We start from the raw sequence: 22,801 nt of genomic DNA, 5'->3' as shown, positions 1-22,801 counted from the left end.
CGCCCCAGCTCCATAGGTTAACGCTGTGTTGAGATTATGACGCCCGAGGCGGGCTGTCCAATCCGCAATTCCCGAAGGTCGCCCTACCAGTAACCCTGCATCAGTTCTGTTGCCCATTCCGGCTGGGAAACCGGGCCACGGGGCAAGAATTCGCGCATGACCGGTTTAATATCGAGCACGGGTGTGGCGTCGATCGCGTCCAGCCCCTGAACGCGGAGAGAGCGCCCGGCCAGGCTGATGATCCGGCATGTGCAGAGCCCCAAGCGGTTTGGCCGGTTCTTGCCGCGCTGGGCAAAGATGCCGACCTGGGGCCACGCTGTATTGCCGCGCGGATGACGCGCGCCGGTTTCGATCTTCGATTCAGGTACGCGGTTGAAGAAAAAGATGATTTCGGCGTGGCTGAAGGTTTCAAGCCCTGCCAGGGCGCCTTCGGGGAAGGCAGGCGCCAGTTCGATCACCGCCTGTTCGCTGTCCCAGTTGTCGTCCACGGGATCGGATCGCCCTCCCCGCACCCAGCCGACCGGTTCGAGCGTGATCATGGCGTCTCTCCCTGCCAAAACGTGATTGTCCGCCCGGAACGAAACGCATGTCAATCGCGGGTCTTTCAATGCCCCGCGAATAACCTCAAATGGACAGACTGGGACAAAACGGGTCACTGATGGACATTCTGGCGACAGGACGAGACGTGCGGGCAGCCGTGGCTGGAGCCGGCCTTCTGATCGAAGGGCGTGACTTTCATGGCGCCGATCTGCGCGGGCAGGATTTTGCCGGGACGCGGTTTCACAATTGCGAGCTGCGCGGCGCCCGGCTCGACTGGGCCAACCTGGCCGGAGCCTGCCTCAACCATGCAAGGCTGCTGAACGCCTCGATGACCCATGCGCATCTGCGGGGCGCCCTGCTGAAAGGCGCCAACCTGCGATCAGCCCGTCTGGCCCACGCCAATCTGGTGGACGCGGACATGACCGGGGCCAATCTCTGGCAGGCCGACCTTTCCGGCGCCAATCTGTGCGGCGCTATCTGCCTCTGGGGCGATATCAGCAAGGCCCGCTTTGCCGGCGCGCTCTATGATGAGGCCACTCGCCTGCCACCCGGCTTCCGCCCCGAGGCGGAAGGCATGATCCGCTTTGACATGCCGCGCGCTTGACACGGGCGCGCCCCCGCCCCCATCCCTTCCCCGCACATGACAACACTCAAGGCCATTCTGGGCCCCACCAATACCGGCAAGACACATTACGCCATTGAGCGGATGCTGGGCTATGGGACCGGCATGATCGGCCTGCCCCTGCGCCTGCTGGCGCGAGAGGTGTATGACCGGGTGGTGGCCGCCAAGGGATACCCCCATGCCGCGCTGATCACCGGGGAGGAGCGGATCTGCCCTCCCACGGCGCGCTATTTCATCTGCACCGTGGAATCGATGCCGGTGGATATCCGCCCGGATTTTCTGGCCATCGACGAAATCCAGCTGGCCGAGGATGAAGACCGGGGACATGTGTTCACCGACCGCATCCTCAACATGCGCGGCAATCACGAGACCCTGCTGCTGGGCGCCGACACGATGCGCGGCCTGCTGCGCGAACTGAAGCTGGGCGTGGAGACCGAGCCGCGCGAGCGTTTCTCGGAGCTGCGCTATACCGGCCATACCAAGATCACCAAGCTGCCCAAGCGCACCGCCATTGTCGGCTTCAGCGCCGAGGAAGTGTACGCGATTGCCGAACTGCTGCGCCGGCAGAAGGGCGGCGCGGCGGTGGTGATGGGCGCGCTCAGCCCCCGCACCCGCAATGCGCAGGTGGCGCTCTACCAGTCCGGCGAGGTGGACTATATCGTTGCCACAGACGCCATCGGCATGGGGCTGAACCTGAATGTCGACAGGGTGGTGTTTGCCTCACGTTCCAAATTCGACGGGCGGCGCCACCGGGCGCTGACACTGGCCGAGTGCGGCCAGATTGCCGGGCGCGCCGGGCGTTTCCGCACCGATGGCGAATTTGGCGAGACCGGCAGCTGCCCGCCCTTCACCGAGGAAGAATGGAAAGCGATAGAGGCCCACCGGTTTGACCCGGTGGACGCCATCCAGTGGCGCAACTCGGCCCTCGATTTTTCAAGTCTCAGGAACCTCATCCGCAGCCTGGAGAAGCCTTCGGGCAATCCGCGCCTCATCCACAATCCCCACGCCCTGGACGAATGGGTGCTGCGGCGGATGAGCGAAGATGGCGGCATCGGGCCGAATGTGACGGGCGACCGCAAGGTGCGCCGGCTGTGGGATCTGGCGCGCCTGCCGGACTTCCGCAAAGCAGGCCCGGAGGGGCATGGGCGCCTCGTTCTGGGCCTGGCCGATACGCTGGCTGACCCGGACGCACGCCTCTCAGATGCGGGGCTCGAGCGCCGGATGGAGGATCTGGCCTCCACCAACGGCGATATTGCCAAGCTGCAACAGCGCCTTGCCGCCATCCGCACCTGGACTTATGCCGCCCACCGCCCTGACTGGCTGGAAAATCCAGGCTATTGGCAGCAGAAAACGCGGGAGATTGAAGACTCCCTCTCCGACGCGCTACACGAAGCGCTGACAGCCCGCTTTGTCGACCGGCGCACCACCGCGCTGCTCGCAAGCCTCAAGAAGGAAGATGCCCTCGTGACCAATCTGACGCCCGACGGCGACGTGACCGTTGAAGGCCATCTGGTCGGCCGCCTGAAGGGCCTGACCTTCGAGCCAGTTCTGGATGCCCGGACGCTGGAAGGAAAGGCGGTGCGCGGCGCTGCCCTGGCCGCCATCCGCCCGATGCTGAGCCAGCGCCTTGCCGAGATCACCGGTGCGCCTTCGGACGCTTTCAAGCTGACCGAAGGGGCGGAGATCGAATTCAAGGGCGCCGCCATTGCCCGTCTTGCCAGGGGCGCCAGCTGGATTGCCCCGCGCGCCGAACTGATCGGCGCGGTTGAGGTGGAGGCCAGCGAACGCGCCCCGGCGCTGGCCCGTGTTGAAGAATGGCTGAAGAGCGAGATTGCCCGCCTGCTGCCCACCCATGCGAAACTGGCAAGCGGGGAAGCCGGCGCCGGCCTGGAAGGCATGGCGCGCGGCCTGGCCTTCCGTATCCTGGAAAGCGGCGCAGCGGTTGATCTGCGGACGGATGATCCGCCAGCGCGCATCACGCCGGAGCAGCGCGAAGCCCTGAAGGCTGCCGGCATCCGCGCAGGGCGCGTGGCCGTGCATGCACCCGACGCGCAGAAGCCGGCCGCCCAGCGCGTGATTGCCATCCTGAAAGCTGTTGCTTCGGGCACGGAATATCCGCTGGCCCCGGAAGGCGCAGGATCGTTCGCGCTGGACGGCACCTGGCCGGAAGAAGCGCTCGCCGCAAACGGTTATCTGCGCTTTGGCCGCCGCGCCGTGCGCGCTGACCTTGCCGAACGCCTTGGCTGGGAGATTGCCAAGCGGCGCAAGGAAGCCGGCAAGAACGCTTTCGCCATCGCCATCGACATGGCCTCAATGGTTTCCTGCCCAGCCGATGACTGGCCGGGCGTGCTGAAGGGCTTTGGCCTGGCGCCCGCCGAAAAGGACAAGGAAACCGGCGCGGTAACGCTGTGGCGCTATGGCGCCCGCACGCGCCCGGAAGAAGGCCAGACTGCCCGCCCGCCCCGCGCTGAACGCCCGCAGGGGGGCCGCCCGAAGCGCGACGGCGCGCCGGGAGATCGTCCGCAATCGGATCGCCCGCAGGGCAAAGGCCCGCGCGGCGAAGGCCGCAGCCGCGGCCGGGATGACCGCCGCCCGCCGCGTGGGGGTGACACCCGCAACGACCGGCGCCAGGACAACCGCCCTGCCCCGCCCCAGCGCAAGGTGGCCGATCCAGACAGCCCGTTTGCCGCGCTCGCTGCGCTGCTGCCGCCGCCGAAGCCGCCAAAGCCTCCCCGGCCGCAGAAGCAGAAGCCACCGCGCCAGCCGGGCACCGATGGCGGCAAGCCTGCCGAAGCAGCGGGCGAAGGCAGCTTTGTCTACAAACCTTTCCAGTAGCGCGAGCGCCGCATGAACGAAGACGTCTCGCTGCGCCTCGATATCTGGCTGTGGCGGGCCCGCTTCTTCAAGACACGCGCCCTTTCCACCGCGCACATCAAGGGTCATGGGGTGCGCCTGTCGCACAGGGGCCAGACCCGGAAAACCGACAAGCCCGGCGCCGCCCTCACCGTTGGCGATGTGGTGACATTCGGGAAAGCCGGGCGTATCTACAGCATTGAAGTGCTGGACCTCGGGGATCGCCGCGGCCCCGCCGAGGAAGCACGGGCGCTCTACCGCCCTCTGGAGGCCGAGCCATGATGGACCGCATCAAGCGCCTGCTGACGCCGAAAACGCCCGCAGAACAGTCGATGCCGCCCTATGTGGCGGTGACTGCCCTGCTGGTCGAGGCGGCGCTGGTGGACGGGGTATATGTGAATATCGAAAGCGACATGATCGCCGAGATCCTGGTCGAGGCGTTCGAGTTCGAGGCTGACAAGGCTGACGCCCTGCTCTCGGAAGCCGAAGCGCTGGCCGAGGAGGCCGTCGGCAGCCATCAGTTTACCAAACATGCGAAGAAATTGCCGGCGGCGGAACGGGTGAAGGTGGTGGAGGCAATCTACCGGGTGATCCTGGCCGATGGCGAGCGGTCTGACCTCGAAGATGCCTATGTGCGGCATGTGGCCGGGCTGCTGCATGTCGATGATGTGCAGCGCGCCGAGGCCCGCCGCCGCGCAGAGGCGCGCACTTCCGGCGCAGTTTGAGCCTTTCTGCCTGCGCTGTGTAGTACGCCTCATTGACAGGGGCGCTTTGCCTCGCCAATTGCGAGGCTCAATTCCCGCCAGAAGACCCCGGACCTCCCATGACCTATATTGTCGTCGACGCCTGCATCCGCTGCAAATACATGGATTGCGTCGAGGTTTGCCCTGTCGACTGTTTCTATGAAGGCGAGAATATGCTCGTCATTCACCCCGATGAATGCATCGATTGCGGCGTCTGCGAGCCTGAATGCCCCGCTGAGGCGATCAAGCCGGACACCGAGGACGATCCCGATGGCAAATGGCTGAAGCTGAACTCCGAATATGCCAAGGTCTGGCCCAATATCACCCGGATGAAGGAACCTCCGGCTGACCGGGACGAATGGGCCAGCGTGACCGGCAAGCTGGAAAAATACTTCAGCCCCAATCCAGGCACCGGGGACTAGCCGCACCCTTAAGGAGAAATATTTTCTCCTTGTTTGTGTGCCCCGCTGTAATTGCGGGGAAATTAAAGGATCAGGACGCGTTAACGATTTGTCCGATTTCGCGTCTTTCCCATTCTGGCGCCGCCTGCGCCAGACTGTTGTATTTCCTGTAAGAATGTGCTACACGGAATATCTGAACAACAATCAAGAAGAGCGGGAATTCCTAACTCAGAGCCTTAATCAGGAACTGGGCCGGGTAAACTCGACTCTCTTAATGTGTGTGTAGAAAAGGGTCTTACCGAACATGGCGAAGAAGGCAGAAGCTCGGACTCATGCGTTCGAGGTCGGTCAGAGTGTTGTCTATCCGGCGCACGGCGTAGGCAAAATCACCGGTATCGAAAGTCAGACAGTCGCGGGCATGCAGCTGGAAGTCTATGTCGTGGCATTTGATCAGGACAAGATGATCCTGCGTGTACCGACAAATCGTGCCGAAGCGTCTGGTATGCGTGCCCTTGCAGGCTCCAAGCTGGTTGATGACGCGCTGAAGACGCTTGGCGGCAAAGCCCGCATCAAGCGGACGATGTGGTCGCGCCGCGCCCAGGAATACGAAGCCAAGATCAATTCCGGCGACCTGATCTCGATCGCGGAGGTCGTTCGCGACCTGCACCGCGGCGACGACCAGCCCGAGCAGTCCTATTCCGAGCGCCAGCTCTATGAGAGCGCGCTGGACCGGATGGCCCGCGAACTGGCCGCTGTCGAGAACATCGACAAAGGCAAGGCGATGGAAAAACTCGCCAAGTCGCTGGCCAAGAAAAAAGTGGCCGCCTGATTTCAGGCCGAGCCTTTGCGCCAAAGAAAGCCCCGCAGTTTCTGCGGGGCTTTTTTTGCCTCCCGCATCCCGTTTGACCCGGCAGGCGTATCATGCAAAAGAACGTTTCGGGAACAGTGTGGAGGCGGCCATGGCCATTGCAGGCGGATGTCAGTGCGGGAAGGTGCGTTTTGAACTTGGCAGTGCGCCCGAGCGGATCTCGATCTGCCATTGCCGGGATTGCCAGAAGAGCGCCGGCGCGCCGTTAGTGGCCTGGGCCATGGTTCCCAGGGAAGATTTCCGTGTGACGGTCGGAGAGGCGCGCGCGGTCAATTCCTCCGGCGACAGTTTCCGGTATTTCTGCAGCGAGTGCGGCACCGGTCTCTACTACATCAACGAGACCTATCTGCCGGGCATTGTGGACGTGCAGCTGATGACCCTGGACGCGCCCGATGCCTTCACGCCGGGGGCGCAGGTGCAGACCACCGAACAGGCCCCCTGGATGGCGCACCTTGCCGATATTCCGGCCTTCAAACGTTATCCGGGAATGGCGTGATCGGAGAACTCCGGCGCGAAAATACGCCCGCAAAAGCCGCTTTCCTAACACGGCCGGCCGATACGTTTACGAAGCCGTGTCATGGCAAATGCAATTTTAACCATGTTCCAACGCTCTCAAGGCACCCTTCATCCGTCGCCGGATAATCCGGTGCGTGATGGATTACCGGTTGCAGCACGGGAAAACCCGGCGGCCGGTTCAGGAGTGAAAGAGAAGCAACATGGCCTATTCAGATACACATGTGGAACCCGCCGGCCTGCTCGGCGCCCATTCCCATGCCGAAGACCTTTACCGCGCAGGCCTAGCCTATGCGACCGGCACCGGCACCGAAATCAACCTGATCGAGGCGCACAAATGGTTCAACCTCGCCGCTGTGCGCGGTCATGAGGATGCCAAGGTGCAGCGCCAGGAAATGGCGGAAATGCTGTCCTCAGCCGAAGTGAAGATGGCGCTGCAGGCGGCGCGCGACTGGATGCGTCTGGCTCACTGACGGCGCCTAGCGCTCCTGAACGCAGGCCGCAGCGCTTTGGCGCGCGGCGGCGATGTCCGGCTCCGTTGCATAGGGCCGGATGCAGGTAACCAGCGTCATCAGAACCTTGCCCGGCTCCTCCATGAAGGCGAGGTGGGCAGAATGGTCAAACCAGTATTCCGCCTTCACCGGCGCCTCGAGCGTTTCGATCCAGCCCCTTACGGCAGATGGCGGGGTCGTCAGGTCGCGCCGCCCATGCAGCAGAAAAACCGGCACCGGGCTTTGGGTGACCGTGTCCAGATCCGCCGCGCGCAGCTCCGGCATCAGGGCGGTGATGCTGGCCAGGCTGCCGGCGTCGTAGGCTTTCAGAACGTCCTCATCATACTCGGCCGACAGCCGCATGGCTCGGAACCAGGCCGAGGCATTCTCGCGATAGGCGGCAAGGCCCCCATAATGGATTGACCAGGTTCGCTGATCCCCGATCCGCGCCACCGTCAGATCCCCCGGATAGGGCGCCAGCGCCTCCAGCGCCGCCACGGCTTCTGCGTTTCCGTCTGCCTGCGCCGCGGCCAGAGTCAGCCGGAAGCCTTCTTCCTCGTTGCGCTGCATGTTGATCACCTGGCCATGCCCCACATAGGCCGCCACCAGGTCAGGGCGCGCCATCGCCGCCTTGAGGCCGATGATCGTGCCCCAGGAATGGCCCAGCACAATCACCTTCTCCTTGCCGAGTTTCTGGCAGACATGTTCGATCATCTCGATCACATCGCCGGTCATCTGATCCATGGTGAGCGTCGGAATGACTGTCTCCGGATCATTCAGCGACCAGGTCTTCCCTGCCCCGCGCTGGTCCCACTGCACCACGGTGAAATAATCCTCCCAGCCGCGCTGGAAGGTCCAACCGATGGCAAGCTCTGCCGAGCCGGGGCCGCCATGCACCAGCAGGATCACCGGATTGTTCCGGTCCTTGCCACGCACGCTGATCCATTGATCGATGCCGCCGATGCGCGCGGCATAGGATTCCTCAATGCCATTGGGCGTGTTGATGGCGCCAATATCCGCAACAATCGCGCGCCCATCGACGGGGGCTGGAGCAGCGGTTTCAGCAGGCGTTTCAGGCGCAGGAGCCGTCGCAGGCGAGCAGGCCGCCATCAGGAAAGCGGCAAGGATGGTGGCAGGCGCGGCGCAGAAATTCATGATGTATCTCCCTTTTCCAATACGCGATGCGGCGGGAAGCGCATTTGGATGCACCTCCCGCCGGGCCGGCTGTCACGGGGAGAGAGCGCATCCGCTCAGCCAGCATACTCCAACACAGGCGCGTAGGAGACTACCTCAAACTCGATATTGCTCTCGTCGAAGAAGTAGAAACGGCGCCCCGGCTCGTAATCATCATGCCCGAAAGGCGTATAGCCTGCCCGGCGCACCAGCGTTTCTATGGCGACGATATCGTCCACCTCAATGCCGATATGATTGAGCGGCAGGCCCTTCTCGAACCGCTCCGGGCACGGTTTCCCCGCTGGCGGAGAATGGAGGGCCAGGTAATGGTTTTCCGAACCGACATGCACGGTATGCCCGCCGCTCATCGCCTTTCCGCGCCAGCGGACATGCCAGCCGAAGATCTGCTCGAAGATACGCGCGGCATGTTCCGAATCCGGAACAGTGATGTTGACGTGTTCTATGCGGGCGGGGCGATGAATTGACTGTGTCATGGCGGGTCCCTTTCCGGGGCTGGTTGATGCCTGACCTTTCTGATACAATCTCAAGTGCACTTTAGATCAAGCGAAGAATTGCATGACCCTGAAACATTCTGACATCCTGACCATTGGCGAGCTTGCCGCGCGCACGGGCGTCGCTGTTTCTGCGCTGCGCTATTATGAGGAACGCGGGCTTGTGCGCTCTCTGCGCTCGGCCGGGCGCCACCGGCGGTTTCTGCGGTCAGACATCCGCCGGGTATCTTTCATCCGGATTGCCCAATCCCTTGGCCTGACGATCGAGGATGTGGCGCGCGCCTTTGCCTCCCTGCCGGAAGGGCGCACCCCCACCGCAGCAGACTGGCGCCAGATCAGCCATGAAATCCGCAGCGTGCTCGACCGCAAGATCGCGCAGCTGGAACAGATGCGCGAGACGCTGGACGGCTGCATCGGTTGCGGCTGCCTATCGCTGAAACGCTGCGCGCTCTACAATCCGGGCGATCAGGCGGGCAAGACGGGCACCGGCCCGCGCTTTGCGCTGCCCGATGGCTGAAGCCGGATGTTCAGCGGGCCAGGGACGGGGTACCTTGCCGCGGCATACGGATGAAATAGTCATCGAACTCCCCGGCATGGGTGAACACAAAACCATGGCGTTCATAAAAACGCCTGGCCGGGCTTTGCTTCAGCACGCCAAGATGAACCCTCTGGCCGGCCTGGTCTGTCTCCTCCAGAAGGCACGCAAGGATTCTGCTGCCGGTTCCCTGCCCATGAAATTCGGGTCGCAAATAGAAATGTTCCAGCTCGATGCCCTCTCCGCCGGGCCGCAGCGTGACGCATCCGGCAAACGCGCCATCCAGATGGACAAGCCTGGTGAAAGCGGGCGCAAAGCCTGCCGAGAATCGGGCCCGCGCCCGATCCGAATCAAACCGGCCGAGACGTTCCAGATGTTCACGCATTACTGACAGGCGCAGCGCGAGCAGCCGCTTGAAGTCTTCCGGCGTAGCCGCAGAAAACACAATGTGCATCGCGCGATGCCTTACCCCACGCGGCGCGTCATGCCTTTCCAGTAAGGCTCGCGCAGATCCTTGCGCAGGATCTTGCCGGAAGGATTGCGGGGCAACGCCTCTATGAAGTCCACCGATTTGGGTGCCTTGTACGACGCAATGCGATCCTTCGCCCAGGCGATGATACTTTCCGGGGACGGATCTTCTCCAGGCTTCTTCACCACGATGGCCTTCACCGCCTCGCCCCACTTTTCATCGGGCACGCCAATGACGGCAACATCGGCCACGCCCGGCGCGCCGAAGATCGCATTCTCCACTTCGGCGGGGTAAACATTCTCCCCGCCCGAGACGATCATGTCCTTCACCCGGTCATGGATGTAGAGAAAGCCGTCCTCGTCGAAATAGCCCGCGTCGCCAGTATGGAAGAAGCCATCGCGCACCGCGTCCTGCGTCGCGTCCGGGCGGTTCCAGTAGCCCTTCATCACGAAACCTGACTTGATGACGATCTCGCCGACGTCCCCGGTCGGAACGGGCTTGCCCTCCCCATCCACCACGCGCACCACAGCGCCCGGCCAGGGCACGCCGCAGGAGCGCAGCTTGCCCCAGCTTGGATCATGCGCTTCGGGCGGCAGGAATGTCCCGGCACCGACGGTCTCGGTCAGGCCATAAAGCTGGGTGAAGCGCGCGCCCATGATCTCCACCGCCGTGCGCAGCAGGGCTTCGGAGATCGGCGAGGCGCCGTAGAAAACCTGTTTCAGGCTGGAGAAATCCGTCTCCCGGATATTCGGCTGCTGGGTCAATATCAGGATCACGGCGGGTACCCAGAAGGCATGGGCGATCCTGTGTTCGGGAATGAGGCGCAGGATCAGCTGCGGATCGATCTCGCGCAGGATCACCGTCTTGGCGCCCTGAAGGCTTGCCAGTACGCCGACATTCACGCCCGCCACATGGAATTGCGGCATGGCATTCATGATTGCCTCACCCGCATCATAGCTGGACCATTCCAGCATGCCGGCCTGGGTGAAGAAAGCGCGGTAATTGTCGTTCGTGAGCTGAACACCCTTGGGCAGGCCGGTCGTGCCGGAGGTGTAGAGCTGGATTACATCGTCATCCCCCTCCACGGTCAGCCCCGGCGCCGTGGCCGGTTTGGAATCGCGCCAGGAGGGGAAATAGTCCCAGTCTTCCCGGTCGCCATCCAGCGTGATGATGCGCGTCAGGTCCGGCAGTTCATCCTTGATCTGGTCGATCATGGAATAGAAATCCTTGCCGACGAACAGCACCTTCGCCTTGGCGTCTGACAGGATGAACTTCACCTCCGGCGGGGCGAGGCGCGTGTTCACGCCGGTCATCACCGCGCGCGCCTTGGCGCAGCCGAAGAGGATCTCGTAATAGACGTCGGTATTCTTCGCCAGATAACCCACCCGGTCGCCCGGCTGGATGCCGAGACGGATGAGACCATTGGCGATCTGGCTGGAACGGGTATCAAGCTCGGCAAAGCTGGTGGCGCGCCCCTCGAACCAGATTGCAGTTTCCTGCGGGCGCAGGCGGGCCTGCACGGGCGGAATATCCGCAATATAGGGCATCGCTTCGATGTCGATCATGGGGTTCCTCCGGCCGGGATGGTTTCTTGGCGGGAACCTTAATGCCTTCCGCTGGCTTGTCAGCCCGGTTTGGAGCGCGCAACGGTGGCAAATGCGCGCCCGGAGGCCCCTGATATGCTGCGGACCCTGATTGCCCCTCTCCTGCTGGCAGCCTGCGCCGGCGCTTCCCAGCCCGCAGGGCTTGCATCGCCCGCCGGATCATACACCCCATGCGAGCCTGCCGCCGCCCTTGCCGCGTTGGGCGATGAACGCGCCCGCGCCGAAGCGGTGCTGGATATGGGCCCGGCAGAGCGCGAAGACCTGGCGCTGGCCCTGCTGCCCTGCCTGAGCGACCCCGATCCGGACCTGCGGGATGGCGCGGCCTATGCGGCCCTCTCTCAGATGATGCGCAGCCAGTTGATCGGGCGGGAGACGGTCATGGGCGTGATGCAGGAAACCCTGCGCATGGCCGGCGCCCCGGAAGACGCCGCGGGCTTTGCCCGCCCCTTTGCCATGCTCACCCTGGCAGAAGTGGCCCGCACCGACCGGATCACGCCCTGGATGGAGCCAGAAGCGCGTGACGGACTGATCGCAGCGGCCCATGCCTATCTGGCCGGCCTCACCGATTATCGCGGCTTCAGTGACGCCAAAGGCTGGCGCCATGGCGTGGCCCATACAGCCGACCTGCTGATGCAATTGTCGCTGAACCCGCAGCTGACCAAGCCGCAGGCCGAAGCGATCCTCGCCGCCGTGGCGCTGAAAGCCGGCCCCACCGATCATTCTTACATCTTCGGCGAAAACGAGCGGCTGGCCGCGCCGGTGATGTATCTCGCCCAGCGGGAGTTCTTCGGCGAGGAAGAATGGACGCTGTGGTTTGAAAGCCTCTGGCCGGGGGACGATCCCTTGCGGGAAAACGTCTATGGCTCCGAGGCGGCGCTTGCCAAGCTGCACAATCTGCGGGCCTTCGCCGAGGCCGTCTATGTCAGCGCCAAGGCCAGCAATGAGGCAACCTATGAGCCTGTAGCGCGCGGCGCCTTTGCCCTGCTGAACTCCCTGCCCTGAGCCAAACCTTGCAGCAGAGGCCCATTTGCGGCACTTGGGTGCGCATGACCGTTCAGACACCTCCGCCCAGCGCCGCGCTTGCCGAAACGATGCTCGATATGGGGCGCCGCGCCCGCGCCGCTTCGCGTGAACTTGGCCTGTTGACCGCGCAGGATCGCACCCGCGCGCTGAAGGCCATCGCCGCCGCCATCCGCGCGGCCGGCCCGGAAATCCTGCGCGCGAACGAGGAAGACATGGCGGCTGCGCGCGCCAAGGGGCTCGCCCCGTCGATGCTCGACCGGCTCGCCCTTGATGAGAAGCGCCTAGAAGGCATTGCCGTCGGCGTTGAAACCGTGGCCGACCTGCCCGATCCGCTGGGCCGCGAGCTTGCCCGCTGGACCCGGCCCAACGGGCTCGACATTGCGCGCATTTCCGTGCCCCTCGGCGTGATCGGCATCATCTATGAAAGCCGCCCGAATGTGACGGTCGATGCCGGCGTGCTCTGCCTGCGCTCGGGCAATGCTGCGATCCTGCGCGGCGGCTCGGAAAGCGCGAAGACATCTCATGCCCTGGCCGACGCGATGCGCGGCGCGCTGAAATCGGAAGAAATGCCGGTGGATGCGATCCAACTGGTTGCCACGACTGACCGCGAAGCCGTGGGCCATATGCTCGGCGGCCTCAACGGCGCGCTGGATGTGATCGTACCGCGCGGGGGGCGCAGCCTGGTGGAGCGCGTGCAGGCCGAGGCCCGCGTGCCGGTGATCGGCCATCTGGAAGGGCTCTGCCACACCTTTGTCCACGCCGCCGCCGATCCGAAAAAAGCCGTCGACATCGTGCTCAACGCCAAGATGCGCCGCACCGGCGTGTGCGGGTCTACCGAAACGCTGCTGATGGATGTGGCGGCCGCCCCCACCCTGCTGCCGCTTATTGCCAAAGCGCTGACCGAGGCAGGCTGCGAGCTGCGCGGCGATGGCCGCACCCGCGCCATCCTGGGCGACATCACCCCGGCCACCGAAGAAGACTGGGCCACCGAATATCTTGACGCGATCCTTTCCATCGCCGTGGTCGATGGCCTGCCCGGCGCGCTTGCCCATCTCGCCCGCTGGTCGTCGGGCCATACGGACGCGATCATCACCGAAGACGCCGCCGCCGCAGAAGCTTTCATTGCCAATGTCGATTCGGCTATCGTGGTGCATAACGCCTCCACCCAGTTTGCCGATGGCGGCGAGTTTGGCTTTGGCGCCGAAATCGGCATCGCCACGGGCCGCATCCATGCGCGCGGACCGGTGGGGGCCGAGCAGCTCACCACCTACAAATATGCCGTGCGCGGAACAGGACAGGTTCGCCCTTGATACGCCCCCGCCTGCCCGGTCCCGCCAAGGGTCTTGCCATCGGGCTCTTTGGCGGCAGCTTCAATCCCGCCCATGCGGGCCATCTTCTGGTTGCCGAAACCGCGCGCAAGCGGTTGAGCCTCGATCAGGTCTGGTGGATCGTGGCGCGCGGCAATCCATTGAAATCCGACCACGGAGCGTATGCCGCCCGCCTCACCTCTGCCCGCGCCATCGCTCGCAGCGCTGGCATGCGCGTCACCGATCTTGAGGCCCAGCTGGGCCTCACCTATTCCATCGACACGCTGCGCGCGCTGCAAAAGGCCGCGCCCGATGCGCGCTTTGTCTGGCTGATGGGGGCGGATAATCTGGCCGGCTTCCAGCGCTGGAAGGATTGGGAAGAAATCGCCCGCAGCGTGCCTATTGCCGTGATCGGCCGTCCGGGCGCACGCATTACCCGCGCCACGGCCTTTGCGCGCAAATTCGCGCGCCACCGCCTGCCCGAGACGAGCGCCGCTGCGCTCTCCCAGGCGATCCCGCCTGCCTGGGTTTACATCCGTGTACGGGAAAATCCGCTGTCCTCAACAGCGCTGAGGGCATGCCCATGAGCCTCTCACCCGAAGACCTTGACCGGCACCGCCGGCATATCCTGCTGAAGGAAATCGGCGGGCCCGGCGTGGCGAAACTGCGCGCCGCCTCGGTGTCGATCATTGGGGCGGGCGCCCTGGGCGGCCCTGCCGCGCTCTACCTGGCGGCGGCAGGCATTGGCCAGATCGAGCTTTGGGATGACGACCGGGTGGAACGCTCAAATCTGCAGCGGCAGATACAGTTCACGGAAAGTGATACCGGCGCGGAAAAGGCCGTCCAGCTTGCCCGCCGCATCACCGCGCTCGATCCGGCGATCCATGTCGACATAAAAAACGAGCGTTTCGCCGATGGCGCCGCCCCCTCCGGAAATATACTTATAGACGCCACTGACAACTTTCAGACCCGCTTCCTCCTCAACAAGTTCGCGCATGCAAACGGGCGCTACCTGGTCTCCGGCGCCGCCAGCGGTTGGAGTGGACAGGTCAGCGTGTTTGCCTCGGGCCTCGTGGCGGAGGCGCCCTGTTATGCCTGCTGGATTCCGGAAATGCCGCCTGCCGCCGAAGCCTGCGATGAGGTGGGCGTCGTTGGCGCGATCACCGGCATGACGGGTTCAACGATGGCGCTGGAAGCGGTGAAACTGATCACCGGTGCGGGCGAGCCGCTCATTGGGCGCATCCTTCTCATCGACGGGTTGCGCTGCCAGATGCGAACGGTCGGTCTGCGGAGAGATTCTCAGTGTCCGGTCTGTTCGATCTGAACAGAAGATTTGACATGCAGGCCGCTGCGCGCGTTACTCGCGAAGCAGTTTTCTTGATCGGATTCTTCGCGCCAGATGTTTTCCCGTTTTCTCGCAGTCGTCATAACGCTCGGCGTCATCCTGTTTGCAGGCTGGTGGTCTTTGAAGCGGGACGACATTCCGTATGACCAGCTGGAAACGATCTATGCGAGTTCTGACAGCCGCTATCTCGCTCTGGGTGAGGAAATGCGGATTCATTTCAGGGATGTCGGCCCGCGCGATGCGCCGGTGATCGTTCTGGTTCATGGCTTCTCGGCATCGCTGCACACCTGGAAGCCCTGGGTGGCCGACCTGAAACGCGACTACCGTGTGATCAGCCTCGACCTGCCCGGCCACGGCCTTTCCCGCTGCATCGACAATGATGCCATCGGCACAGACCAGTTCGTGGATGTGATCGACCGGGTGACGCAGGCGGTGAAAGCAGACCGCTTCACGCTGACCGGCAATTCGATGGGCGGCGGCGCGGCCTGGAATTATGCCCTCGCCCATCCGGAAAAGCTTGAAGGCCTTGTGCTGGTGGACGCCGCTGGCTGGCCGCGCAGCGAAGCGGAAAGCGATGACCGGCCCTTTATCTTCCGCCTGCTGGAAATCGGCCTGGTACGGAAACTGGTGAAGGATCTCGACATGTCGTCGCTGATCCGGCCGGGCCTTGAAGACAGTTTTGCCGATCCGTCTTTCGTGACGGACGCGATGGTGGACCGGTATGCCTCCCTCGCCCGCGCGCCCTGCCACCGCGAAGCGCTGCTCGCCCTGTCCGCCGGCCGCGGCACCCGCGCCGAGGCTACGCCCGAGCGTCTCTCGGCCATCACCGTGCCCACCCTGGTGATGCATGGCGAGAAGGATAACCTCATCCCGGCATCGCATGGCGAGCAGTTTGCCGCCGCCATTCCGGGCGCTGAGCTGAAGCTCTATCCCGATGTCGGCCACCTGCCGCAGGAGGAAATCGCCGCCCAGTCGATTGCGGATCTGCGCGCCTTCCTGACAACCCGCGTGCAGGGGCTGCCGGCAGAGAATACCAGCCTGCCGACTCATTGATCAGTTGGCAAATTAGAGAATGGCGGGGATCACACGGTCTGGCGGGCGGTGGCCGTCAGCGAAGGTCTTGATGTTGATGATCACCTTCTCGCCCATCTCGGTGCGCCCCTCGATGGTAGCCGAGCCCATATGCGGCAGCAGCAGCACATTGGGCAGGCCGATCAGTTCCGGGTTCACCGCCGGTTCGCGTTCGAACACATCCAGGCCCGCCCCGGCGATCTTTCCGGCGCGGATGGCGCGGGCGAGCGCGGCCTCATCGATGACTTCGCCGCGGGCGGTGTTGATGATGTAGGCTTCCGGCTTCATCAGATTGAGGCGCCGCGAATTGATCAGATGGAAAGTCGCCGGCGTATGCGGGCAGTTGATGGAAACGATATCCATCCGCGCCAGCATCTGGTCGAGCGAGTCCCAATAGGTCGCCTCCAGGCTTTCCTCGATGCGGGCGCTGACCGGTTTGCGGTTATGATAGTGGATCTGCATGCCGAAGGCGCGCGCGCGCCGGGCCACGGCCTGGCCGATGCGGCCCATGCCGATGATGCCGAGGCGCTTTCCCGACAGGCGACGGCCCATCATCCAGGTTGGCGTCCAGCCATCAAACTTGCCCGCTTCCATGATCTGCACGCCTTCGTGCAGGCGGCGCGGCACCGCCAGGATCAGCGCCATGGCCACGTCTGCCGTGTCATCGGTCAGCACGCCGGGCGTATTCGTCACCGTGATGCCGCGCTGAACAGCAGACGCCACATCGATATTGTCCACCCCTGCCCCGAACTGGGCAATCAGGCGCAGCTGCTCGCCGGCGCGGGCCAGAAGGCGGCCATCGATCCGGTCGGTCACCGTCGGCACCAGCACATCAGCGGTTTGCATCGCCTCAGCCAGTTCCTCGGCGGAAAACGGCCGGTCACTTTCGTTCAGCCGGGCGTCGAACAGCTCCTTCATCCGAAGCTCAACAGGCGCCGGAAGCTTGCGGGTGACGACGACTTTAAGTTTGCTGGCCGGCATGGGACTCCCATCGGTGCTTTTATTATTTATCGGGGGCTTAGCAGAGCCAATCCGTCCCGCCAATCTCTCTCAGCTTTACTGTGGATTCATGCGTAGGTGCGAGAATGCACCTTCCCCTCCTGATGGAAGCTTTGCACATGAAACGGGCACCCCTCGTTCTGGCCATCCTCCTTGCCCTCTCGGCGGGCGCTGGGGCCGATCCGGCCGCCGAGCCGCGCGTCAGCCGTTTCTCCGGCAAGCCTGTGCCCCGCTTCGAGACGCTGCGCTGGGCCGAAGTAAACGGCCGCACGGGCCCCAGCCTCTCCTCCCCCATCGCCTGGCAGTATAACCGCAAGGGCCTGCCGGTGATGGTCGTCAAGGAAAGCGGCGAATGGTACCGCGTGCGCGATCCGGCCGGCGATGAGGTCTGGGTGCATATGCGAATGCTGGCAGAAGGCTCCACCGCCATCGTCACCCGCACCACCGTTCTGGGGGCAAGCCCGGCGCAGGACGCAGAGGGCGTCGCCGAGATCGGCAAAGGCGTCCTGGTACAGGTCAGCGGCTGTGATGGGGCCGCCTGCGAGGTGGAAACGGCCGGCTACCGTGGCTGGATGCCCCGCGCCAACCTGTGGGGCGTGAGCAGCGTGGCTCCGGCTCTATCCGGCACTAAAGGTTGACAACGCGGAAGGCGTCGGCTGGAAGGCGTGATCCCAACTGATTGAGGAACCCAGACATGCAGGGTCCGCACGACTTTCACACCCCCAAATCGTCTTATACCAAAGAAGACCTGATCCAGTCCGGTCTCGGCAACTATTTCGGGCCCGGCAATGCCCAGCTGCCCGCCCCGCCGATGCTGATGATGGACCGGATCCCGGAAATCAGCATGGATGGCGGCGCCTTCGGCAAGGGCCATGTTGTCGGCGAACTCGACATCACCCCTGACCTCTGGTTCTTCCAGTGCCACTTCCCCGGCGACCCCGTGATGCCCGGCTGCCTTGGCCTGGATGCCATGTGGCAGGCCGTGGGCTACTGGCTCGGCTGGTCGGGCTCGCCCGGCAAGGGCCGCGCCCTCGGCGTTGGCGAGGTGAAGTTCACCGGCCAGATCACGCCCAAACGCAAGCTGGTCCGTTACGAAATCGACATCAAGCGCGTGAAACGCGGCAAGCTCGTCCTGGGCATCGCCAATGGCCGTGTCATCACCGATGGCAAGCTGGTCTATACCGCTGAAGACATGAAAGTCGGCCTGATGAACCCGTCAGACCTCGACTAGGCCCCAGACGGCCAATCAGCACACCAGGAAGGCCCGGTTCGCCCACAGCGTCCGGGCCTTTCCCGTCTTGACGGCAAACACAGCCCCGCCTAGCCCAATCCCCAAGCAAAACTGGATATGAGGGAGCCCCCGATGGCCGATGACTGGAACATGCCGAAAGGCGACCTGATGAAGGGCAAGCGCGGCGTCGTGATGGGCGTTGCCAACCAGAACTCCATCGCCTGGGGCATCGCCACACAGCTCGCCGCCCAGGGCGCTGAGATTGCCTTCACCTATCAGGGCGAAAGCCTGGAGCGCCGCGTGCGCCCCCTCGTCGAATCCATCGGCATGGACACGATGATCCCGGCAGATGTGACCGACGACGCCTCCATGGATGCCGCCTTTGCCGCCATCAAGGAAAAGTGGGGCAAGATCGATTTCCTCGTCCATTCCATCGCCTTTGCGGGGAAAGATGAGCTGCAGGGCTCGATGGTCGCCAACACCACCCGCGAAGGCTTCCGCCGCGCGATGGATATCTCCGTATACAGCTTTATCGACTGCGCCCGCCGCGCCTCGGAAATCATGCCGGATGGCGGCTCGATCATCTGCATGACGTATCTCGGCGCCGAGCGCACCGTGCCTTCCTACAATGTCATGGGCGTGGCCAAGGCGGCGCTGGAAGCCTCCACCCGCTATGCCGCGCGCGACCTTGGCCCCCAGGGTATCCGCGTCAACGCCATCTCAGCCGGCGCCATGCGCACGCTGTCGCTGGCCGGCATCCGCGGCGGCAAGAGCCTGATGGGCACGGGCCGCAACTGGTCGCTTCTGAAGGAAGACACCAGCATGGAAGGCGTCGCGGGCTGCGCGCTCTACCTCCTCTCCCCCCTCGGCCGTTCCATCGCGGGCGAAGTCATCCATGTCGATGCCGGCTTCCACGTTGTCGGCGTGCCGGATGCGGGCGAGGAAGAGTAGGCTTCTTTCTCTTCCAATATTGACTTCGGGGCGGGGCATTCCAAAATGGGTGTCTCGCCCTTTGAGGTTTTTATGGTCCGTACCCTGTCTGAGTCCCGCTGAAGGGCCTGCCGTTCCCGCGCTGAGATCAGTGCAAGGCAGGCCGGCGAAAGCGTAGAGCCCGGCGCCCTTCCACCTGGAAGCCGCGCTGGAGACGTTTTCATGCGCCCCTGATGTACTCCGGGGCGCGGGACCAGAGACCGACACACCATGGATATTTCCCGCGCTGAACAGCGCATCCTCCACCTGCTCGCCCAGGGCGGGCGGATAGACCTTGTCCGCAACGAGGCAGGCAAACCTGAAGAAGTCCATTGCTTCTCCCGCGATGGCTGGCGCTATGCCGGCCTAGACATGGACCTTTTCCGCAAGCTGAAGCGGCGACGAACCATCGCCTCCCATGGCGGCCAACCCTACCGCATCACGCGGCGCGGCCTGCAACTCGTCCGTTCACAGCCGGACAATTGCTAGCCGGGTCCGGCCCCTTCGGTTATCCTCATCAGGTAAAACCGAAGGGGCCACCCGATGCGTGAACGCACTGCCACCTGCCGCTGCGGCCAGCTTTCCGCCATCTGCCGGGGAGAGCCAGTCCGCGTTTCGGTCTGTCATTGCCATGCCTGCCAGAAACGCTCGGGCAGCGCCTTCGGGGCACAGGCCCGCTGGGCAGATGAGCATGTCACCGTCACCGGCACTTCAAAGATATGGACGCGCGTTGCCGACAGCGGCAACTGTATCACCTACCGCTTCTGCCCGGACTGCGGCTCGACCATTGCCTATACGATCGAAAACTGGCCGGGCGTCACCGCCGTTCCCTATGGCGCCTTTGCCGGAACGGATATGCCAGCCCCCGGATTTTCGGTCTATGATGATCGCCGCCATGGCTGGGTGGAGATCACGGGAGACAGCATACAACGGTCTACATCCGCCGCTGCCCAAAGGCGGCCGAGCCTCGATATCCTCCGCAAGGAGGACTGAACCGGCTTGCCAAGGGGAGCGGAATCCCGGAGCAATCTGGATGCAGACTACCAAGGGGGACAGACATGGCACGGCGAAATCTTCATCGGGTGGCGTCCCTGACATTTTGCAGCGCCCTGGCGCTGTCCGGCTGTGCCTCGCAGCCTGGCACCCCGGCGGCGACGCCCCTGCTGGTCGGCACGGAGGGTGGGGTATGCCCCGGCGCCGGACAATTCGATGTGGCAAAGATCAAGACGAAGAATGCCGCGGAGGCCGCTCAGCGGGAAGCCCAGATTCTGGAATACACGTCGATCACGCCGCTCCCTCCGGGCGCCGAAGAGGCCGAGACGCGCCTGCGCGTCCGCGTGCCCCCAACCGGCATGTGGCCACTGGACACCCGCATCACCCTCTGGAAGGCCGCCGATGGCGCCTGGCAGATCGCCACAGACAACATCAACTATGGCGTGCCCCCACCGCCGCCTCCCCCGCCGCCGCCGATCGATGCCGACGGCAACCTGCTGCCGGGCTTTGAAAACTGGCAGCCCGAGCCACCCCCTCCGCCCCGCCCGCCCTACACCAACTCGGCGCTCAACCCGGGCGACGCAGCCACCCTCGACGCGTTCCTGTCTGATCCGTGTTACCTGAACGGGCCGGACCGCCTGCCCTATTCTGTTCCGCTGAACGAAATCGACGAGTATGGCCGCGAAGAATGGCTCTGCCCACCGGACTCGGCCTATTATATGGCCGAGGTGAAACAGCCGGGCCTGCCCACACGCTACATTTCCCATTCCTGTTATATGGACTTCGCCGTCTCGAAGCTGCTCACGGCCGCCACCTATATGATCCCCACCCTCACTCCGGAGACAGAATGACAGCACGCATTTTTCTCTGGGTCGGCCATCCGCGCGAAACCTCGCTCAGCCATGGCATGGCAGATGCCTACGAACGGGGCGCCCGCGCGCACGGCGCCGAAATCCGGCGGATGCATCTTTCAGACATGAGCTTCGATCCAGACCTGCATGACGGCTACCATTCCCGAAAGGTTCTGGAACCCTGCCTGGAGGCATGGCGCGAGAATATTCTGTGGGCAAACCATCTCTGCTGGGCCTATCCCCAATGGTGGGGCGGCATGCCCGCAAAGATGAAAGGCGTGATCGACCGGGCCTATCTTCCCGGATTCGCCATGCGCTATCACGAGAATGATCCGTGGTGGGACAGACTTCTGGCAGGCCGCTCCGCCGATGCGCTGATGACGGCGGACGGCCCGGCCTGGTTTGACCAGCTTGCCTATGGCCGCCCGGCCAAGCTGCAGGTGGAGAATCTGGTTTTCAAGTTCGCAGGCATCAAACCGGTGCGTACCCTGCAGGTCGGCACCGTGAAAACGGCAAAGCCTGAAAAAATTCAGCATTGGCTGAAACAGGCAGAGGCGCGTGGCCGCGCTGCCGCGAAACGCCTTGCCTAAGGCGTGATCGTCACCGCCGGCCCGGGAAAACGCATCCAGTAATAGGAGAGCGGATCATCGCCTGGCTGGGTCGCATAGGCGGCCAGCCGAGCGTCCCGGCCCGGCCGCACGCCGCCGGCAGGCGGCTCTAGCGCCCCCGAAGGCGCCACCATATCATACCGCACGAAGCGCCAGCCTTCGAGGCCCACAGGCCGCCCCGTGAGGGCGCGCACGCTGCTCACCCTCAGCGGCGCCGCTTCCGGCAATGTGCCCGAAACCCGCATGAACAGCTGCGTCACCCAGACCCCATTTTCGGTGCGCGCCACACCGAAGGCCACATGCGTTGCCTTGGGATGGAGGATGTTCTCCCGGTGGCTAGGGCTGTCCATCAGGTTCCGGTGCAGGCGCTTGACCGCAAAATTTGCCCCGATGCGCGCGCCCGTCCGGGAAACGGTCGCCACATTCTCCGCAGAAAAATCAGCCAAGGCCGTGCGGTCCAGCGCCGCGATCCGCTCGCCCGGCCCCCGCCCATCCGGGCCGACATGGCCGAAAAATCCGTTCACCGCCATGTCCAGGCTGTGCAGGCGCGCCGCGTCCCGCAGGTCCGTGCGCAGCTTCAGCGCCGGCAGACCCGCTGTTTTCCGCTCCGCATTGATCAGTTCCAGGAAGCGGCCTTCCAGCGTCTCGTCAAAGGCATATCCGGCCGGCGGGTTGGCTAGGCAGGGCCGCGCCATCTCCACATAGGAGGCGACCGCCAGAGGCCGCCCCTCGATCCGCAGATCACAGGCCAGCGCCGGAAGCGGCAGCAGAAACAGGAAAGCCAGGCTGGCGATCACGCGGCGCATGAAGCCTTCCTATCACGGAAGGCCGCCGGCTTCACCCTGACAGTTCACACGGCGCTCAGATCACCCCGGCCGTCTGCAACCGCGAGAGCACCGGCGCCAGCATCCGCTCAATCGCCTCAGCCGAAGGCTTCACATGCCCATAGGCGGGCACACCCTCATCGGCGATCACCAGGTCGGCCTCGAACATCGCCGGATAGGTAAAGCGGTAATGGGCCGCCCGCACGGTGGACATGTATTGCTGCAGCACCGAGTCCACCGTCCGCCCGCGCTCGAT

General features: G+C 64.0%; 28 protein-coding genes and 1 pseudogene. 21 read left to right on the top strand and 8 right to left on the bottom strand.

Features of this window, described 5'->3' with window-relative positions:
• Window positions 1-83: 83 nt before the first annotated feature.
• On the bottom strand, window positions 84-539 hold the full coding sequence (locus tag HPO_RS16345; RefSeq protein WP_035601175.1) for an SAM-dependent methyltransferase: 456 nt from the start codon (window positions 537-539) through the stop codon (window positions 84-86).
• 89 nt (window positions 540-628) lie between these two features.
• Between HPO_RS16345 and HPO_RS16340 the strand changes: the two genes are divergently transcribed.
• The 8 genes from HPO_RS16340 to HPO_RS16305 all read left to right on the top strand — a co-directional run bounded on the left by HPO_RS16340 (window position 629) and on the right by HPO_RS16305 (window position 7,013).
• Window positions 629-1,144 (top strand): pentapeptide repeat-containing protein, encoded by a 516-nt coding sequence (locus HPO_RS16340; protein WP_084324386.1) that lies wholly within the window; start codon window positions 629-631, stop codon window positions 1,142-1,144.
• A 36-nt stretch (window positions 1,145-1,180) separates the two neighbouring features.
• Window positions 1,181-3,997: a helicase-related protein gene (locus HPO_RS16335; RefSeq protein WP_035601172.1), complete on the top strand. Its 2,817-nt coding sequence runs from the start codon at window positions 1,181-1,183 to the stop codon at window positions 3,995-3,997.
• 12 nt (window positions 3,998-4,009) lie between these two features.
• The gene (locus HPO_RS16330) at window positions 4,010-4,297 is read left to right on the top strand and encodes an RNA-binding S4 domain-containing protein (RefSeq protein WP_035601170.1); all 288 of its coding nucleotides are present in this window, start codon (window positions 4,010-4,012) and stop codon (window positions 4,295-4,297) included.
• Complete coding sequence (locus tag HPO_RS16325) at window positions 4,294-4,740, top strand: tellurite resistance TerB family protein (RefSeq protein ID WP_035601168.1); 447 nt, start codon at window positions 4,294-4,296, stop codon at window positions 4,738-4,740. Before HPO_RS16330 ends, HPO_RS16325 begins: the two co-directional genes overlap by 4 nt.
• A gap of 98 nt (window positions 4,741-4,838) precedes the next feature.
• Window positions 4,839-5,180 carry a ferredoxin FdxA gene (fdxA, locus tag HPO_RS16320; RefSeq protein WP_035601166.1) on the top strand — a complete coding sequence of 114 codons (342 nt, stop codon included), beginning with the start codon at window positions 4,839-4,841 and terminating at the stop codon, window positions 5,178-5,180.
• A gap of 283 nt (window positions 5,181-5,463) precedes the next feature.
• Window positions 5,464-5,988 (top strand): CarD family transcriptional regulator, encoded by a 525-nt coding sequence (locus HPO_RS16315; protein WP_011648387.1) that lies wholly within the window; start codon window positions 5,464-5,466, stop codon window positions 5,986-5,988.
• A 130-nt stretch (window positions 5,989-6,118) separates the two neighbouring features.
• A complete protein-coding gene (locus tag HPO_RS16310) occupies window positions 6,119-6,523 on the top strand; it encodes a GFA family protein (RefSeq protein ID WP_035601164.1) in 405 nt (134 codons plus the stop codon).
• Window positions 6,524-6,743: 220 nt separating this feature from the next.
• Entirely contained in the window at window positions 6,744-7,013 is a 270-nt protein-coding gene (locus HPO_RS16305) for an SEL1-like repeat protein (protein ID WP_035601161.1), read from the top strand.
• A gap of 6 nt (window positions 7,014-7,019) precedes the next feature.
• Here HPO_RS16305 and HPO_RS16300 read toward each other — a convergent pair whose 3' ends face one another.
• Window positions 7,020-8,186 carry an alpha/beta fold hydrolase gene (locus HPO_RS16300; protein ID WP_051612700.1) on the bottom strand — a complete coding sequence of 389 codons (1,167 nt, stop codon included), beginning with the start codon at window positions 8,184-8,186 and terminating at the stop codon, window positions 7,020-7,022.
• 95 nt (window positions 8,187-8,281) lie between these two features.
• The gene (locus HPO_RS16295; protein ID WP_035601159.1) at window positions 8,282-8,698 is read right to left on the bottom strand and encodes a VOC family protein; all 417 of its coding nucleotides are present in this window, start codon (window positions 8,696-8,698) and stop codon (window positions 8,282-8,284) included.
• 82 nt (window positions 8,699-8,780) lie between these two features.
• Between HPO_RS16295 and soxR the strand changes: the two genes are divergently transcribed.
• Window positions 8,781-9,233, top strand: coding sequence for a redox-sensitive transcriptional activator SoxR (gene soxR / locus HPO_RS16290; RefSeq protein ID WP_035601156.1), 453 nt, complete (start codon window positions 8,781-8,783; stop codon window positions 9,231-9,233).
• Between the two features lie 10 nt (window positions 9,234-9,243).
• Here soxR and HPO_RS16285 read toward each other — a convergent pair whose 3' ends face one another.
• Together HPO_RS16285 and HPO_RS16280 are read right to left on the bottom strand one after the other, a co-directional pair.
• The gene (locus HPO_RS16285) at window positions 9,244-9,705 is read right to left on the bottom strand and encodes a GNAT family N-acetyltransferase (protein WP_035601153.1); all 462 of its coding nucleotides are present in this window, start codon (window positions 9,703-9,705) and stop codon (window positions 9,244-9,246) included.
• 11 nt (window positions 9,706-9,716) lie between these two features.
• Window positions 9,717-11,285 (bottom strand): long-chain-fatty-acid--CoA ligase, encoded by a 1,569-nt coding sequence (locus HPO_RS16280; protein WP_035601151.1) that lies wholly within the window; start codon window positions 11,283-11,285, stop codon window positions 9,717-9,719.
• 114 nt (window positions 11,286-11,399) lie between these two features.
• Here HPO_RS16280 and HPO_RS16275 point away from each other — a divergent pair, with 114 nt between their 5' ends.
• From HPO_RS16275 to HPO_RS16255, 5 genes are all read left to right on the top strand, one after another.
• Window positions 11,400-12,326 carry a DUF2785 domain-containing protein gene (locus tag HPO_RS16275; protein ID WP_051612699.1) on the top strand — a complete coding sequence of 309 codons (927 nt, stop codon included), beginning with the start codon at window positions 11,400-11,402 and terminating at the stop codon, window positions 12,324-12,326.
• A 44-nt stretch (window positions 12,327-12,370) separates the two neighbouring features.
• The gene (locus tag HPO_RS16270; protein ID WP_035601149.1) at window positions 12,371-13,657 is read left to right on the top strand and encodes a glutamate-5-semialdehyde dehydrogenase; all 1,287 of its coding nucleotides are present in this window, start codon (window positions 12,371-12,373) and stop codon (window positions 13,655-13,657) included.
• Window positions 13,654-14,241: a nicotinate-nucleotide adenylyltransferase gene (locus tag HPO_RS16265; RefSeq protein ID WP_084324385.1), complete on the top strand. Its 588-nt coding sequence runs from the start codon at window positions 13,654-13,656 to the stop codon at window positions 14,239-14,241. The genes HPO_RS16270 and HPO_RS16265 overlap by 4 nt, the downstream gene beginning before the upstream one ends.
• Window positions 14,238-14,978: a HesA/MoeB/ThiF family protein gene (locus tag HPO_RS16260; RefSeq protein WP_035601147.1), complete on the top strand. Its 741-nt coding sequence runs from the start codon at window positions 14,238-14,240 to the stop codon at window positions 14,976-14,978. The genes HPO_RS16265 and HPO_RS16260 overlap by 4 nt, the downstream gene beginning before the upstream one ends.
• A 75-nt stretch (window positions 14,979-15,053) precedes the next feature.
• Window positions 15,054-16,052 carry an alpha/beta fold hydrolase gene (locus tag HPO_RS16255; protein ID WP_035601144.1) on the top strand — a complete coding sequence of 333 codons (999 nt, stop codon included), beginning with the start codon at window positions 15,054-15,056 and terminating at the stop codon, window positions 16,050-16,052.
• 12 nt (window positions 16,053-16,064) lie between these two features.
• On the opposite strand, the gene HPO_RS16250 is transcribed toward HPO_RS16255, so the two are convergent.
• Window positions 16,065-17,051: a 2-hydroxyacid dehydrogenase gene (locus tag HPO_RS16250; RefSeq protein WP_035601142.1), complete on the bottom strand. Its 987-nt coding sequence runs from the start codon at window positions 17,049-17,051 to the stop codon at window positions 16,065-16,067.
• Window positions 17,052-17,188: 137 nt separating this feature from the next.
• On the opposite strand from HPO_RS16250, the gene HPO_RS16245 reads away from it, so the two are divergent.
• From HPO_RS16245 to HPO_RS16215, 7 genes are all read left to right on the top strand, one after another.
• On the top strand, window positions 17,189-17,707 hold the full coding sequence (locus tag HPO_RS16245; RefSeq protein ID WP_035601139.1) for an SH3 domain-containing protein: 519 nt from the start codon (window positions 17,189-17,191) through the stop codon (window positions 17,705-17,707).
• Between the two features lie 56 nt (window positions 17,708-17,763).
• Window positions 17,764-18,300, top strand: coding sequence for a bifunctional 3-hydroxydecanoyl-ACP dehydratase/trans-2-decenoyl-ACP isomerase (gene fabA / locus HPO_RS16240; protein ID WP_035601136.1), 537 nt, complete (start codon window positions 17,764-17,766; stop codon window positions 18,298-18,300).
• Between the two features lie 132 nt (window positions 18,301-18,432).
• Window positions 18,433-19,251 (top strand): enoyl-ACP reductase FabI, encoded by an 819-nt coding sequence (locus HPO_RS16235; protein ID WP_084324383.1) that lies wholly within the window; start codon window positions 18,433-18,435, stop codon window positions 19,249-19,251.
• Between the two features lie 249 nt (window positions 19,252-19,500).
• Entirely contained in the window at window positions 19,501-19,758 is a 258-nt protein-coding gene (locus tag HPO_RS16230; protein ID WP_035601130.1) for a YjhX family toxin, read from the top strand.
• 54 nt (window positions 19,759-19,812) lie between these two features.
• Window positions 19,813-20,262, top strand: a complete 450-nt coding sequence (locus HPO_RS16225; RefSeq protein ID WP_035601128.1) for a GFA family protein — start codon at window positions 19,813-19,815, stop codon at window positions 20,260-20,262.
• A gap of 65 nt (window positions 20,263-20,327) precedes the next feature.
• On the top strand, window positions 20,328-21,113 hold the full coding sequence (locus HPO_RS20750) for a hypothetical protein (protein ID WP_035601125.1): 786 nt from the start codon (window positions 20,328-20,330) through the stop codon (window positions 21,111-21,113).
• Window positions 21,110-21,703 carry an NAD(P)H-dependent oxidoreductase gene (locus HPO_RS16215; protein WP_035601123.1) on the top strand — a complete coding sequence of 198 codons (594 nt, stop codon included), beginning with the start codon at window positions 21,110-21,112 and terminating at the stop codon, window positions 21,701-21,703. The genes HPO_RS20750 and HPO_RS16215 overlap by 4 nt, the downstream gene beginning before the upstream one ends.
• On the opposite strand, the gene HPO_RS19945 is transcribed toward HPO_RS16215, so the two are convergent.
• Together HPO_RS19945 and HPO_RS20745 are read right to left on the bottom strand one after the other, a co-directional pair.
• Window positions 21,700-22,527: a CAP domain-containing protein gene (locus HPO_RS19945; protein WP_051612698.1), complete on the bottom strand. Its 828-nt coding sequence runs from the start codon at window positions 22,525-22,527 to the stop codon at window positions 21,700-21,702. The two genes, HPO_RS16215 and HPO_RS19945, sit on opposite strands and share 4 nt — an antisense overlap.
• Before the next feature lie 55 nt (window positions 22,528-22,582).
• A pseudogene (locus HPO_RS20745) lies at window positions 22,583-22,801 on the bottom strand (uridine kinase); the annotation flags it as partial.

The sequence above is a fragment of the Hyphomonas polymorpha PS728 genome (assembly GCF_000685315.1).
Classification (GTDB): Bacteria; Pseudomonadota; Alphaproteobacteria; order Caulobacterales; family Hyphomonadaceae; genus Hyphomonas; species Hyphomonas polymorpha.
Note: the sequence above shows the minus strand (reverse complement) of the source record. Positions and strands in the feature narration are given on the sequence as shown.